Source organism: Streptomyces sp. NPDC046939 (assembly GCF_040644575.1).
GTDB lineage: Bacteria > Actinomycetota > Actinomycetes > Streptomycetales > Streptomycetaceae > Streptomyces.
Genome location: NZ_JBEYWV010000037.1, coordinates 54,834 through 68,446, shown reverse-complemented (window position 1 = coordinate 68,446; position 13,613 = coordinate 54,834). Strand labels below are relative to the sequence as shown.

The 13,613-nt window shown below is 69.3% G+C and carries 12 protein-coding genes and 2 pseudogenes; 6 read left to right on the top strand and 8 right to left on the bottom strand.

All coding sequences use genetic code 11. From position 1 onward, the window contains the following. Positions 1 to 13 precede the first annotated feature (13 nt). The 3 genes from ABZ877_RS32305 to ABZ877_RS32295 all read left to right on the top strand — a co-directional run bounded on the left by ABZ877_RS32305 (position 14) and on the right by ABZ877_RS32295 (position 1,928). Positions 14 to 265 (top strand): transposase, encoded by a 252-nt coding sequence (locus tag ABZ877_RS32305; RefSeq protein ID WP_361078554.1) that lies wholly within the window; start codon positions 14 to 16, stop codon positions 263 to 265. A 138-nt stretch (positions 266 to 403) separates the two neighbouring features. After that, positions 404 to 1,321, top strand: coding sequence for a hypothetical protein (locus tag ABZ877_RS32300; RefSeq protein ID WP_361078551.1), 918 nt, complete (start codon positions 404 to 406; stop codon positions 1,319 to 1,321). A 247-nt stretch (positions 1,322 to 1,568) separates the two neighbouring features. Next, positions 1,569 to 1,928, top strand: coding sequence for a hypothetical protein (locus tag ABZ877_RS32295; RefSeq protein WP_361078548.1), 360 nt, complete (start codon positions 1,569 to 1,571; stop codon positions 1,926 to 1,928). Between the two features lie 137 nt (positions 1,929 to 2,065). Here the strand turns inward: ABZ877_RS32295 and ABZ877_RS32290 are convergent, their stop codons facing one another. Next, the gene (locus tag ABZ877_RS32290) at positions 2,066 to 2,638 is read right to left on the bottom strand and encodes a CGNR zinc finger domain-containing protein (RefSeq protein WP_361078545.1); all 573 of its coding nucleotides are present in this window, start codon (positions 2,636 to 2,638) and stop codon (positions 2,066 to 2,068) included. 151 nt (positions 2,639 to 2,789) lie between these two features. On the opposite strand from ABZ877_RS32290, the gene ABZ877_RS32285 reads away from it, so the two are divergent. After that, positions 2,790 to 3,686: an alpha/beta hydrolase gene (locus ABZ877_RS32285; protein ID WP_361078542.1), complete on the top strand. Its 897-nt coding sequence runs from the start codon at positions 2,790 to 2,792 to the stop codon at positions 3,684 to 3,686. A 193-nt stretch (positions 3,687 to 3,879) separates the two neighbouring features. Here the strand turns inward: ABZ877_RS32285 and ABZ877_RS32280 are convergent, their stop codons facing one another. Both ABZ877_RS32280 and ABZ877_RS32275 read right to left on the bottom strand, forming a co-directional pair. Beyond that, a complete protein-coding gene (locus ABZ877_RS32280; RefSeq protein WP_361078539.1) occupies positions 3,880 to 4,416 on the bottom strand; it encodes a DUF4240 domain-containing protein in 537 nt (178 codons plus the stop codon). 508 nt (positions 4,417 to 4,924) lie between these two features. Beyond that, a pseudogene (locus tag ABZ877_RS32275) lies at positions 4,925 to 5,295 on the bottom strand (DUF4158 domain-containing protein); the annotation flags it as partial. A 489-nt stretch (positions 5,296 to 5,784) separates the two neighbouring features. Here ABZ877_RS32275 and ABZ877_RS32270 point away from each other — a divergent pair. Continuing rightward, positions 5,785 to 7,953, top strand: a complete 2,169-nt coding sequence (locus ABZ877_RS32270; RefSeq protein ID WP_361078536.1) for an MMPL family transporter — start codon at positions 5,785 to 5,787, stop codon at positions 7,951 to 7,953. A gap of 203 nt (positions 7,954 to 8,156) precedes the next feature. Here ABZ877_RS32270 and ABZ877_RS32265 read toward each other — a convergent pair whose 3' ends face one another. From ABZ877_RS32265 to ABZ877_RS32245, 5 genes and pseudogenes are all read right to left on the bottom strand, one after another. Beyond that, the gene (locus tag ABZ877_RS32265; RefSeq protein WP_361078532.1) at positions 8,157 to 9,617 is read right to left on the bottom strand and encodes an ATP-binding protein; all 1,461 of its coding nucleotides are present in this window, start codon (positions 9,615 to 9,617) and stop codon (positions 8,157 to 8,159) included. Continuing rightward, positions 9,614 to 10,306, bottom strand: coding sequence for a response regulator transcription factor (locus ABZ877_RS32260; protein WP_361078529.1), 693 nt, complete (start codon positions 10,304 to 10,306; stop codon positions 9,614 to 9,616). The genes ABZ877_RS32265 and ABZ877_RS32260 overlap by 4 nt, the downstream gene beginning before the upstream one ends. Before the next feature lie 133 nt (positions 10,307 to 10,439). Next, a pseudogene (locus ABZ877_RS32255) lies at positions 10,440 to 10,836 on the bottom strand (transposase); the annotation flags it as partial. Positions 10,837 to 11,096: 260 nt separating this feature from the next. After that, positions 11,097 to 12,095, bottom strand: coding sequence for an STM4015 family protein (locus ABZ877_RS32250; protein ID WP_361078526.1), 999 nt, complete (start codon positions 12,093 to 12,095; stop codon positions 11,097 to 11,099). Between the two features lie 224 nt (positions 12,096 to 12,319). After that, on the bottom strand, positions 12,320 to 13,030 hold the full coding sequence (locus tag ABZ877_RS32245; protein WP_361078523.1) for a TetR family transcriptional regulator: 711 nt from the start codon (positions 13,028 to 13,030) through the stop codon (positions 12,320 to 12,322). 99 nt (positions 13,031 to 13,129) lie between these two features. Here ABZ877_RS32245 and ABZ877_RS32240 point away from each other — a divergent pair, with 99 nt between their 5' ends. Then, positions 13,130 to 13,612: an SRPBCC domain-containing protein gene (locus ABZ877_RS32240; RefSeq protein WP_361078520.1), complete on the top strand. Its 483-nt coding sequence runs from the start codon at positions 13,130 to 13,132 to the stop codon at positions 13,610 to 13,612. Position 13,613: the final 1 nt, after the last annotated feature.

Genomic DNA, 13,613 nt, shown 5'->3' with positions numbered 1-13,613 from the left:
CGTCTTCCGCAGGATGCGGGAACTCGCCGCCGAGCGGGCGTGGCTGACGGTGTTCCTGCTGTCCGCCTACTCACCCGACCTCAACCCCCTCGAACGGGTATGGGCCCACGTCAAGCGCAGCCTCGCCAACCTCGCCGTCATGGCCCTCGACCGCCTCAAAACACCCGTCCGCAACAGGCTCAAGCGCCTCCAGTATCGGCCCCACACCCTCGATGGCTTCATGACCGGCACCGGCCTGACCCTCCACGACCCACTGTCACCCTGACTAGCTGGAGTCAGTCATCGCACAGGACGGCGTTAAGGGCCGGTCTTCGCTACCCCGGCGGGAGTGGAGATTGCCCCGACCTGTAGCGTGGCGATCTTCGGGCGGCGGAGGCCCTCGGAGTCCCAAAGGTGAATCCCCATGACGATCGACGAGCTGCCCGTGGCGTGGAGGCTGTCCCCCGAGGACGTTCTGGCGGGGTGGCGTGCGCTGTGGTGGACCGTGGGACCGGACGGCGAACTCGCCGTGATGCTGGTCCAGCGCCGGTACCTGAGCCGCGACAAGTATCCCCGCGGGTGGATCGGATGGCGTCCCGAGACGCCGTTCGACGGGGAGCTGGTCATCACCTCCGGGAAGGAGCAGCGGCGGATCCCGGTCGAAGGGATCGAGATGTGGCCCAGCCATCTGGCCCTGCTCCCAGGGTCCCGGTTCCTGCTGACGTCGGGCCGCACCAACCGGGACGCGGACGGAGCATGGCGGGAGAACGCCGTCGTGTACTCCCCCGAGGGCCGGCCGGAGGGGGCCTTCTGCCTCGGTGACGACATCCCGGCGCTGATCACCGACCGCAGCGGGGGTATCTGGACCGCCTACGGCGACGAGGGTATCTACGGCGGCCACCCGGAGTCCGCGGCCGGCTTGGCGGGCTGGAACACCCGGGGTGTCGCGACGTGGGGGCCGAAGGGGAGACTTCCCGACTGGCCGCTGGGGGGTTGCACGGCTGCCACGGACGGCGAGTCGGTGTGGCTGGTCTGGTACAGCCCCAAAGGCACCTTCCTCACCCGGATCACACCCTCCACAGGTGAAGTCGCGAGCTACCGCAGCCCGGTGAAGGTCCCGGACGGCTTCGCCGTGCGCGGCACGCGGGTGGTCCTGACCAGCCGCGACCACTACAAGCGCAGGACCACCGTGACCCGCGCGGAGCTGGTCGGCGACGTGTGCGTCGCCACCGGCCAGGAGCGGGTGCGGGTGCCCGGGCGGGTGGTCATGAAGTGCGGCCAGGGCCGCGACGGCACTCTGTGGCTCCGCGCCGGCCGTACCTGGGTACGCATCGACGCCTGAGACCCGCGGCCGCCAGACCAGCAGGGCGCCCGTCAAGGCCCCCCGACGGTAGGCCGTCGGGGAGACGCCGGTCGCCGCCGAGAGGTGTTGACGCAGGGCGACGGCCGCGACTCCTCGACGGAATCCTCGCGGAAACCGGCCTCTCCCTCGGCCTCCCACCACCATCACCCTGAAGCGCCGACGTCAGTAACGCGCCTCCGGCCAGGAGGAGAACGACAGCGACCGGCAGCCCCTGCCCACCCTCGCCGTGGACGGCAGGACCGTGCGCGGTGCCCGCCGCACCGACGGCACCCAGGTCCATCCGCTCGCCGCGATGACAGGGACCGGCCTGGCCACCGCCCAGCGCGATGTCGACGTCACGACCAACGAGATCACCGTCTCCCAGCCCCCGCTTGCCCCGCTCAACCTGCACGGCACGGTGGTCGCCCTCGACGCCCTCCACTCGCAGACCGCCCACGCGCGCTTTCCCCGGGATGACAAGCACGCCCACTACATCGCGCTGATCTCCATGAGCATGAGCACCACCGAGCAGGGCAGAACCGAGCAGGCCCGCGACGTGCACACGGCGTGGACGCCCGACCGGATCGCTCAGGGCCTGCGTAATTAAGCCAAGACCGCGCCGTCGAAAGCAGCCGCCGAACTCGTGAGGTGAGGGGGCGGGCGGCGACGCTGGTGACAGAGCACCGCACACAGCGGATTCAGGGCGCACTGGTCATAGTTCTGCCTTGCGCGCATCGTGTGGCGTCACTGGGCGCCTCGCACACGCATGGCGTCTTTCTTGGCCCGGTTGCCGCAGGTGTTCATTGAGCACCAACGGCGGAACTTGCCGCGGGTGGCGTCGAGGAAGACCGCGACGCAGTCGGTCCCCGCGCACACTTTGATGGTGCCGACGCGGAGGCCGCCGAGCGTGTCGACCGCGTCGGCGGCCACGACCGCGAGAGCGGACCGCGCCGGCGACGAGCCGGGAAAGCGCCAGCTGACACCAGAGCCGTCGAGTACGCGGAACGCGTCATTGCGGCCGGCCCAGTCGTTGATGCGATCCCGGTCCGCCTCGGCCATCTCCTCTGCATCCGCGACGGCCCGGGCCGCACGGTAGATCGAGTCCCGCAGCTCGCGCGCCTCGCGGAGCAACTCCTCGTCCAACCCTGGCGGCCGCCCGCCCAGCCCTGAGGCGGCGAGCCACTCGGCCAGGTCCGACGGCCGGAGCAGCGAGTCCCTCGGTGTCGCCGTCTCGCGGGCCGTCACCGTCTTCGTGAACCGGAGACACAACGGCTGTGCCTCGGTGTCCGAGCGCCCGCCGCGTTCCCTCGCTGCCACATTTTCTCCGTCCGCCACGAGAACCACACTATCCGGTTCACTCGGACCCCTGCTACGGTTCGCGAACCACTTAAAGTGGTTCAACTCTTTGGAGGGTGCGATGACGCTTGTCCCAGCGGTGCCGGTGACCGGGTTCGGCACCGTAACGGCGATGTCCGACCTGCCGGCCGGGTTCGGCGAACGGTTCCAGAGCAACCGCTACGACCTGGGCGACATCTCCCTGCACGCCGTCTCGGGCGGTTCAGGGCCAGCGCTGCTGCTGGTGGGTGGCTGGCCGCAGTTCTGGTGGCAGTGGCGCAAGGTGATGCTCCCGCTCTCCGAGCACTTCACGGTGGTCGCGGTCGACCCCCGCGGAGTGGGACGCTCCGACAAACCGGAGACGGGGTATGACAGCGTCACCGCGGCACAGGACCTCGCCCGGCTCATGACCGCCCTCGGCCACGAGGACTTCCGGTTGGCGGGCCACGACGTGGGCATGATGCTCGCCTACGCCCTGGCCAGCGATCACCCCTCGCGCGTCACCCAACTCGTACTGGCCGAAGCTGCCCTGCCTGGCATCTCCGACGACCCGAGCGCCACGCCCGCGGCCACCCGCGCGGTCGAGGCCACCTGGCACTTCATGTTCAACCGGCTGCCGTCGGTCAACGAGAAGCTCGTCGAGGGGCGCGAAGACCTCTACTTTCGCGATCAGTTCGCCGCCAAGGGCGCCACACCCGATGCGATGCCCTCGGACGTCGTCGACGTCTACATCGAGGCGCTTCGCCAGTCCGGCGCGCTGCATGCCAGCTTCCAGTACTACCGGGCCCTGGATGTGACGATCACCCAGAACCAAGCGCGGACGCACACCCCTCTGACGATGCCTGTGCTGGCGGTCGGGGGTGCCGCCTTCCGCGGAGCCGGCGTCGCTGGCGACGTACGCCGCGTCGCCAGCGACGTGAAGGAGCTCGTGATCGAGGGATGCGGGCACTATGTGCCTGAGGAGGCACCCGACGCCTTCGTCTCGGCGCTCTTGTCGTTCTTCACACCCGCAGGCTCAGCGCTGAACTGACGCCCGAGGAATGCCGCCGTCCCCGCGCTGATCGCCGACGGGGCGTTGCCAACCTTGGGACTGGAAGCGCGCATGCTGAGGTGTCGGGTATTCGTCAGCCGAGACGTGTGCATGGCTTGATGGGGTGACGGAAAGTGGTCGGGGAGTCTCACTCTCTGCTGTTCGGCCTCGTCTTGTGACTGCGAGCTTCCGCTTACTCCAGATAGAGAGTTGCCAAGCGGGGCAGTCGGCGAGTCATTTCGTCATGGTCCTCGAAATCGAAGGTCCAGGTGGGGTCCAGCTCCGGGTAACGGATGGTGAAAGGGCTCGCAGGGAGTTGATCACCGGTCGCCGAGATATGGGCGTTCCAGGCGATGCCCAGCATGTCCTCACCCTCCAGGTCGACGCCGTCGACTGCGGAGGCTTGAACGACGGGCAGTTCTGCCAGGGCATCAGGATCAGCGACTACGCGCTCGAAGACCTCACGCCCCTGAGCGATCAGCCAGCCGCGGAAGTAGTCGAAGCCGTCGTCAGAGCACCCGCCGTTGGCAAGGTAGGCAGCGGCCCAGAGAGGATTGCTGTACGAGTCAACCATCAGGCCCCAAAAAACCTGCTCAGCTTCGATGATCTCCTCGACTGGCCGGGAGGCCAGCAGCGAGGTGGCCTCGCGAGCGACCACTTCGCCGTCGTTCGCGTTGGACGCCTGACTGCGGGCTGCCTCAATGAGCTGCCAGAACTGCTCCTTGTTCATGGAGGTAGAGCCTGCCACCTGGTACTGACATCGGGCCGGAGGCGGGAGCTTGGCCACCGGAGCAGCCATGTCGCTCCTGTCAGCGTGTGTGGTCACCAGGTGCATATCGACTCCAGGTTCCCTCGGCTTTGGTGACCAGGCGGGTGGCGGTCGCGCCGTGGTAGCCGAGTGCCTTCGCGATGACGGGGGCCGGGGTTTGGAGGACGAGCTGGCGGATCGTGGACGCTCTGTCTCAGCGGTGCTGTGCTTCGCGAGCGTGTTGAGCTGGGAGTCGAGTTGCTGCCCGAGGGGCGAGCAGCGGGCGTAGCCGATACGAATGTCCGCGCTCGGCGGGTCGGGGTCGGTGGGCGTCGGCGGTGGGGTGACGGCCCGTCAGGGTCGGCCCGGTGAACGGTCGGCGGGGACCGGCACCCGCAGCGCCTTCTTCAGCCGGGTACCACGGTGAAGCGGCGCTTGTGGTAGGCGGAGGTGACCGCGCCGGAGCATGAGCGGCACGGGTCACCGCGTCGTACAGGCGCCGCTCGGCCACGGTGCGGGACTCCGACACCTGCCGGGCCAGCACCGAGACGCCCGGCAGCAGTACCCGGTTCTTACGCAGCCACGTCACCGCATGGTCGAGCAGCGCCACCGGCCACTCGGCGTGCGTCCACACCCGCCCGTACAGAGAGATTCAACCTCCCGGCCCCATTTCCGGTCGGTGTACACCGTCGACCTGCGCTCGGGGTATCGCTTCACGCACGAGGAGTCCTCGATGCCGAGCTGCCGGACGAGATACTCAACGACCTCCCACGGCACCGCGAGCGGATCCCCTCCTAGGAACCGGACGAACCGGACGATGTAGCCGACCGTGCAGATCTGACCCGCCAGGCCCAGCCGGTGCGCATCCGTACAACGCCCGAAAGTCCATCGGCACGAGCCGGACCGTAGCCAGCGGCGACGACCAACCGGCGGCTTTCCGCGAACAACAGCAGCAGCCGCACCCGGTGTGCCAACCTCCCATGATCGTTCTCACCGGGCATTCCTGTACTGCAGCTACTCACACCCAGACCTCGACGACGCCCACTGGTACGCCGCCGACCCGCTCGCCGGCATGGATGCCCGGTACGACGGACAGGGCAACACCGTCACCGCCCGCACGGGCCGGGCGGACGTCGGCACGTTGCTCATCCGGCCCGACGGCCGTGTCGCCTGCCGCCTTGCCTACCGGGCAGGAAGCCGACGCCACCACGTTGGTGCGTGCGCGCTGGGCGCATGTTCGGCCGACCAGCCTGACCGCCCCTGACCACCGTATTAACAGTCGTCTCAGGTTCGCTCAGTAGGAAGCAGGCATCCAGATAAGCAACGCAACCCGTATGTAGGAGGCTAGTGATGGCAGTCGACGCAGCGCCGTCCGGGGAAGCGCCGGCCGGTCGGTTGGCAGGCCGGTGGGTGCCCTGGTTGGTGATCGGCTTGTGGCTGGTGCTGGCGGCGGGCATGGTGCCGCTGAGCGGAAAGCTGAGCTCGGTCACCACCGACAGCGCCGTGGACACCCTGCCGGCCAGTGCCGAGTCCACCAAGGTGGCGGCGCTGGACGACAGTCTGCCCGGCGGTGACAACAACACGTTCGTCTTCGTGTACCACCGAGCCGGCGGCATGACTGCCGCCGACCGCGCGACGGTCGAGCGCCACTACAACACCCTTGCCAAGCGGTACCCGCCGAAGGCGACGACTGCGGCCGACGAGGGAGACGAGGGCGACGAGAACGACGAGGGCTCGCCGGTGAGACCCTCCGCCGACCGCAAGGCGATGATGTTCACCCTCGAGGTGAGCACGGCCTACGGCGCACCGGAGGAGATCGTCGGCCCATTGCGTGACGCCGCCAAGGACCGCCCCTCCGGCCTGGAACTCGACGTGACCGGCCCGGGCGCGATCGACGGCGACATGGACGCCGTCTTCGACGGCATCGACGTGCAGGTTCTCCTCACCACCATCGCCGTCGTCACACTCCTGCTCATCCTCACCTACCGCAGCCCGGTGTTGTGGATCATCCCTCTGCTGGCCGTGGGCGCGGCCGCACTGACCGCGATGGGGACCGTCTACCTGCTCGTCAAGGGCTTCGGCATCGTGGTCAACGACCAGAACTCGGCGCTGCTGACGATCCTGGTGTTCGGCGTCGGCACGGACTACGCGCTGTTGCTCATCGCTCGATATCGGGAGTCACTGCACCACCATGAGAACGTCCGGGTCGCGATGGTCCACGCGCTGCGCGGCGCGGCGCCGGCCGTCGTCGCGTCCGCGGCCACCGTGGTCGCCGGTCTGCTCTGCCTGCTCGTCGCGGACCTGAACAGCACCAGCGGGTTGGGTCCGATCGGTGCGGCCGGCATCCTGTGCGCGCTGGTGGCCATGCTGACGCTGTTCCCGGCGGTGCTCGTGGTGCTCGGCAGACGGATCTTCTGGCCGGCCGTCCCGCGGTTCAGCACGGCCGTGGAGGAGAAGCCGGGGCTGTGGGGACGGCTCGGCGCCGCCATCAGCCGCCGCCGGTGGCTGGCGACGCTCGGCTCGCTCGGAGTCCTCGGCGTGCTCGCCCTCGGGCTTGCGGGCAACACGGGCGCCCTGCGGGAGCAGGACCAGTTCCTGTCCGCGCCGGAGTCGGTCACCGGCTTCACCGTTCTGCGCCAGCACTTCCCGGAGCTCGGCGGCCAGCCGATGACGGTCTTCACACGGCCGGCGCACCAGGAGCGGGTGCTCGACGTCGTCAAGGACACCCGCGGTGTGGCCCTGGCCATCCCGGAGCAGACCAGCGGTGGCTGGGCCAACATCTCCGTGTTCCCGAAGGACGCGCCGGACACCGCCGCGGAGTACGACACGATCAAGCGGGTGCGCACGGCCGTGCACGCGGTGCGCGGGGCGGAGGCGATCGTCAGCGGGCCGAGTGCGGAGAACCTCGACACCGAGGTGACCACCAAGCGCGACGAGAAGCTGGTGATCCCGCTGGTGCTCGCCGTCGTCCTGATCGTCCTCGGGCTGCTGCTGCGCGCGATCCTGGCCCCGCTGATTTTGATGGCCACCGTGATCGTCTCGTTCGCGGCAGCCTTCGGCGGCAGCGTGTTCGTCTTCGACACGATCCTCGGGTTCAAGGGTGTCGACTATTCGGTGCCGCTGCTGGCATTCCTGTTCCTGGTGGCGCTCGGCGTCGACTACAACATCTTCCTGGCCAGCCGGGCCCGGGAGGAGACCGTGCGTCTCGGCACCGAGAAGGGCATGCTCAAAGCCCTCTCGGCCACGGGTGGTGTCATCACCTCGGCAGGCCTGGTCCTGGCGGCCACGTTCGCGGTTCTCGCGACACTTCCGCTCGTGATGCTGATCGAGGTCGGGTTCCTGGTCGCCTTCGGTGTGCTGCTCGACGCCCTGCTGGTGCGGTCGGTCCTGGTACCCGCCCTCACTATGCTGATCGGCCGACGGATGTGGTGGCCGAGCCGGCTGTCGAGTCCAGCGGCAGAGCTGCCGGACGGGCAACAGCCGCGCGCCGACGACGAGGAGCCCGCGCTGCAACGGTGAGCGCGGCGGTACGAACGAGATCCGGGACGGGCCCCAGGCCCGTCCCGGATCTCGTTTATGGGCCCGACGGCCACTGCCCTTGGTCTTGCGCCACACGCCGGGGGTGGGGTCGGCGTGTGGCGGTGTCCTGCCTTTACGGTGGGCCGCGCGGGACCGTGCCCGAGGGGCGCCGTCCCCCGTTCTGCGCCGCGCCGCCGGGCGGGTCAGTGCGTCGTGGAGTCCTCCCCGGCGGTGAGCCGCGCGATCGGGGCGTGCGGGGCGGGTGGTGCCGCGGCCGGAAGGTCGACCCGAAGCAGCGCCCCACCGCGTGCGGAGCGGGCGACGCCGGCCCGGCCGCCGTGGGCGTCGACGACCCGCTGCACGATCGACAGTCCCAGACCGGATCCCGGCAACGCCCGGGCGCTGTCGGCACGGTAGAACCGGTCGAACACCCGCGGTACGTCGGCGTCGTCGATGCCCGGCCCGGCGTCGTCGACCTCGAGCACCACCGACGCGTCCTCGGCACGGAGCCGGACCTGGACCGGCTGGTCCGCGGGGGACCACTTGCCGGCGTTGTCGATGAGGTTGAGCACCGCCCGTTCGAGCGCAGCGGGACGCCCGCTCACCCACACGGAGGCTACGTCGAGCGCGACCTCGATGTCGGGCGCGCGGGAACGTGCCCGGGTCGCGGCGGCCGCCACCACGTCAGCGAAATCGAGCAACTCGGTGTTCTCGTCGCTGACGTCACCGCGCGCCAGGTCGGTCAGCTCGGCGACCAGGGTGCTCAACTCGGCCACCTGGGCGCCGAGATCGTTGAGCAGCCGGGTCCGGCTCGCCGCCGACAGTGCGCTGTCCAGGGTGCCGCGCCGATCGAGCCGGATCAGCAGCTCGACGTTGAGGCGCAGGCTGGTGAGCGGGGTCTTGAGCTCGTGGGCGGCGTCCTCGGCGAGCAGCCGCTGGGCCCGCCGGGAGTCCCGGAGCGAGGCGAGCATGTCGTTGATCGACTGAATCAGCCGCCGGATCTCCCCGCCGCCCTCGTCCGGGATGTCGGCGTCGAGATCCCGGGTGTGCGCGACACGTACTGCGGCGGCGGTCAGCCGGTCGATTGGTGCAAGGCCGGTCCGCGCCACGGTCCGCCCGACCAGGGCGCCGCCGACCACGCAGAGCAGCCCGATCAGCAGCATGCCGAACCCGAACTGGTTGACCGGGCTGTCGTCGGCGACCTGGGCCACCTGGACCGCGCCGTCCCCCGCCCGCAGCGTGTAGACGAGGTAGCCGTCCTCGTCGCTGTCGTTCGACTCCATCAGGTCGGCCGACGCGCCCCGCGCCACCCGCGCGGCGTGCTCGCTGACGGGGGGCAGCGCGGGCTGGCCGGCCGGCGTCCGGGTCGAACCGTCGGGCAGGATGACCCGCACCAGCCGACCGGATCCGGGATACGGCGGTAGCTGGACCTGCGCCAGACCGGCGCGCCGCGCGTTCGCCGCCAGGACGCGGGAGTCGGCGCGCAGCTGACTCTTGGCGCTGTCCTGCAACTCCCCGCCCAGTAGTTCGCTGGCCACCTGGAAGGCCACGAACACGCTGACCGCGATGGCCGTCGCCGCGATCACCGTCAGCCTGGCCCGCAGGGACCGTCGGCGCCACCATCGGATCAGCCGACGCGGTTCCCGGCCGGCGGGCCCGCTCACGGAGGAGTCTCCCGCAGTACGTAACCCAGGCCGCGCAGCGTGTAGATCAATCGCGGCTCACCCTCGGCCTCCATCTTGCGGCGCAGGTAACTCACGTACACCTGAAGGTTGTTGGCGGTGGCGCTCATGTCGAAGCCCCAGATCGCCTCGAACAGCGCGTCGCGGGTCAGGACCCGGGTCGCATTGCTCATGAGGACCTGTAGCAGGGAGAACTCGGTCCGGGTCAGGCGCAGCGGCCGCCCGCCCCGCCACGCCTCGAACCTGTCGGGATCGAGCCGGACGTCGGCGAACGACAGGATCTGCGACTCCTCGTCGGTCGGGGTGCGCCGGCGCAGCAGAGCCCGCACCCGGGCCAGCAACTCCTCGGTGGCGAACGGCTTGGGCAGGTAGTCGTCGGCGCCCGCGTCCAGCCCCGTCACCCGGTCGGAGACCTGGTCACGGGCGGTCAGCATCAGCACCGGCAGATCCCGACCCGCGGCCCGCAACCGCCGGCAGGTCTCCAGTCCGCCGAGCCGGGGCATCATCACGTCGAGGATCAGCAGATCCAGCGCGTCGCCGTCGGCCCCGGCGAACCCGTCGAGCACGGCGAGACCGTTGGCGACGGTGCTGGTGTCGTACCCCTCGACCTGGAGCACCCGCTCCAGCGACTCACGGATGGCCGCTTCATCATCCGCGATCATGATCCGCACGCCCGCCCGCCCCCTTCCAGTCGATGTTTTTGCCGCTCATTGTCGCCGATCAACCTGAGACCAGGCTTAGAGCTCCGCTGGGGGCCGCGCTCATGCTCTGCCGACTCTTGTTGATCTGCAGGCTGCGGATGGTGGTGAAGTCCCGGTGGACCAGGTCCGGGGCTTCGGCCGCAGCCGGATCGGGGACGGTGGTGCGGTGCCGGTGGCGCCACCGGCACCCTTTGGCTTTCGCTGTCCCGCATGGTCCGGGTGACTCGTTGGTGATTGGCCACCTCACCGTTGGTCTCGCGTAGCTTGGCGGTGATGCGCGGGACTCCACAGGTGCCGTCCGATTCCTGGTGTACTGCCCATGTTCGGGCGGCCAGTTGTGCGTCGGGCGGCCCGGTCGGCGACGTGCTGGAAGCGGTTCACCAGCGTGTCTCCCCGGCGAAATATGTGGCCGCCTTCTTCCGCAAGGCCGCGTTCTCCGCCTCCAGCGGTTCCGGCGACTGGGCCGTCTCCGGTGTCCGGCGTCCTCGCGGACGGCTTGCTCCGGCAACCCACACCCAGTTACGAGGCCCGTTGTCACCACCGTTCCCGGCACGGGGAGGGGGTGCCCTGCCGCTTCACCGGCCCGCTGGGCGATGCTGGGGTTCCCCATGACCCTCGGAACATGTGGGTGGAGCCGGTCGACCCGGGCCACCGGGCGGGGGTCCGGGGTGAACAACACGAAGGACGGGCGCGCCCGGACTGGGGGGACTCCGGGGCGGTGCCGGACGGATCCGGGCCGGCAGCGCGCCCGGCAGGATGGTCAGTACGTGAGCGGGCCCACACTGATGCTGAGCACCGGCACACCGTTCTCGTCCTCGTCCGCCTCGGCGTCGGACGAGTCGAGGTCGACTTCGACGCCGGCTGGTTCGAGTGCGTCCCGGACACGCTGTCTCATCGGCTCGCTCAGGTAGTTGTGGTGCAGGTCGAGCTTTCTGAGATGGGTCAGCGGCTGCCCGCTGAGCAGCGCCTCGGCGCCGGTATCGGTCAGCGTGCCGAGCGACAGGTCGAGTACGTCGAGCCCGGCGACGACGGGTGCGGTCCCCAAGGCCGCCGCGACCTCGTCCTGCATCTCGCTGTTGCGCAGGGCGAGGGTCCGCAGCCGGGGCAGCCGTTGTCCGGACAGGATCCCCGCGAGGTCGGTGATCTCGCCGTCACCCCCGTCCTCGCGCGCCCCCAGCCACAGTTCGAGATGCTCCAGCGCGGGTAGCTCGCTCTCGCCCACCCCGCGCAGGACGTGGCCGCGCAGCCCCGCGCTTTCGATGATGAGCCTGCGCAGCGCGTCGTGGCGTATGCGGGGGAACCTGAGCGGGTGCAGCCCTTCCATGTCGTAGGACTCACCGGCCCGGACCGAGAACTCCTCCAGCGCCGGATAGCTCGCGAGCAGCGGCGTGACGTCGGTCTGGCCGATCCGGGCGATCCGGCACTCCTCGTCGGTGATGTCGCCGAAGTAAAGGGATCGCAGCCCGGTCAGCCGGTCCCGTGCGCCCAGGAGCGCACTCATGACCTCATCGGGTTCGGTGTCCTCCGGGTCTCCCCAGATGCCGATGATCAGCGCACGGATGCGCGCGCTGTCCACGGCCGCGCACAGCCGCTCGAAGGTGTCCGTCCACCGCTCGTCGGCGGTCCCTCGCTCGTATCCGATCCGCCAGGCCACGGCGTCGGCCTCGGGCAGCACGACGCCGGCCGCGTGCCGCTCCTCGGGGAATGTGAAGGCAGGGAGCCCGTAGAGCTCGGTGAGGTGGTCGTCCTTGGTTCGCATGTGCTTGCCTGCTCCCGCCGTACGAGGTGTCCGGCGCGTTGAGCGCCCTTGTTCTGCACGACAGTTCTACAGCCGCAAGTGACAACGCCGAGACTCGCCCTTCCAGAGCGCCGGTCGCTTTTTTGGGGGCTGTACGGTGTCGGCTTCGAGCCGCGTTACTGACTGCCCGGCACACCTGGATATGCCTAGGAACTCCGTGCGCCACCCGCGACCGGCTGACCGTTTCACTTGCTCTGCCGGGCAGGGGCGAGCGAGGTCAGTCCCGTGTCGATGAGTCGGGCTGCGCGTTGGACGTCGGCGCTCACCATGTCGTGCAACTCCTCGGGAGCTTGAACGCGGCTCAGGTGTTTGCGTAGCGCCCGGAACTGGATGGGCCACAGGGCGAGCAGGGCGGTTGCGGCGATCTGTGGTTCAGGGTCGTCCGGGCTCATTTCGTTGCGCCGAGCCAGGACTTCAGCGGCTACGGCGATCTGCTGGTCAACCATGTCGCGCTGGTAGGCCCGCAGGGACGGAGTGGATCTGATCAGCATGCCGAAGCGCAGGAGCATGTTTTTTGCCTGGGCCAGGTCGTCCTGTTCGGCCAGCCAGGATGTGATGCCCGCCAGCTCGCCGGACAAGATCTGCAGCACGGCCTCGACCGGCCGCAGATCCGGATCGGCCAGCGTGGTCCGCAGGGAGTCCAACGTGGCCTCGCTCAGGTCCAGGACGAGGGACTCCTTGGTGGGGAAGTAGTTGAACACAGTCTTCTCCGACACCCCGCAGGCTTCGGCGATCTCGGAGACACGCACGGCGTCGAAGCCCCGTTCCATGAACATCTCGGTGGCCGTGTCCGACAGCTGCCGCCGCAAAAGCCGCTTCTTGCGCTCCCGCAGTCCCTCGGCGGCGGGTTCCGCGTCACGACGCAAGGCCGTCCAGTCCACAGTGCGCATGCTCATGGGTCCAGCGTAGTCCCGCACTCAATAAATTACTGTCGCTGTAAATTTACATTGACTGTAAGTATGCTGTGCTTGTCACCGAGGCGCGAGGAGCCCGCCATGAGCACCATCCACATCGTCCGCGACTACGCTCACCCGTCGCAGAAGGTCTGGCGCGCCGTGACCGACCCAGAACTGATCCCGCTATGGACGGCCACCGGCGCCGGCGCACGCCCGGAGGGCTTCACGGCCACGGTCGGCACCACGTTCAAGTTCATCGCGAAGCCGAAGCCGGGGTGGAGCGGCGTGGTGCTGTGCGAGGTGTTGGAGGCACGGGAGCCCTCGCTGCTGCGCTACTCCTGGCAGGACGAGGGCGGCGGCGAGGTGACGGAGGTCGCCTACCGACTCGCGCCGCACGGCGGCGGGACACGTTTCACCTACCACCACACCGGCTTCACCGGCACCGGAGGATTCTTCATGGCCAAGATCCTCGGTACCGTCCGCACCAAGATGCTCACCAAGGGCCTGCCCGCCGTACTGGACGACCTCGACGACGACGGCACCCTGCGCCCGGACAGCACCCTGCGCCCCAGGCGGCTCTAGC

Excerpts from the sequence above, each read along its gene's own strand:
- ABZ877_RS32280 (WP_361078539.1), bottom strand. The coding sequence starts at position 4,416 with ATGAACAAGGAGCAGTTCTGGCAGCTCATTGAGGCAGCCCGCAGTCAG.
- ABZ877_RS32300 (WP_361078551.1), top strand. The coding sequence starts at position 404 with ATGACGATCGACGAGCTGCCCGTGGCGTGGAGGCTGTCCCCCGAGGAC.
- ABZ877_RS32240 (WP_361078520.1), top strand. The coding sequence starts at position 13,130 with ATGAGCACCATCCACATCGTCCGCGACTACGCTCACCCGTCGCAGAAG.
- ABZ877_RS32285 (WP_361078542.1), top strand. The coding sequence starts at position 2,790 with ATGTCCGACCTGCCGGCCGGGTTCGGCGAACGGTTCCAGAGCAACCGC.
- ABZ877_RS32250 (WP_361078526.1), bottom strand. The coding sequence starts at position 12,095 with ATGCGAACCAAGGACGACCACCTCACCGAGCTCTACGGGCTCCCTGCC.
- ABZ877_RS32270 (WP_361078536.1), top strand. The coding sequence starts at position 5,785 with ATGGCAGTCGACGCAGCGCCGTCCGGGGAAGCGCCGGCCGGTCGGTTG.
- ABZ877_RS32245 (WP_361078523.1), bottom strand. The coding sequence starts at position 13,030 with ATGAGCATGCGCACTGTGGACTGGACGGCCTTGCGTCGTGACGCGGAA.
- ABZ877_RS32305 (WP_361078554.1), top strand. The coding sequence starts at position 14 with ATGCGGGAACTCGCCGCCGAGCGGGCGTGGCTGACGGTGTTCCTGCTG.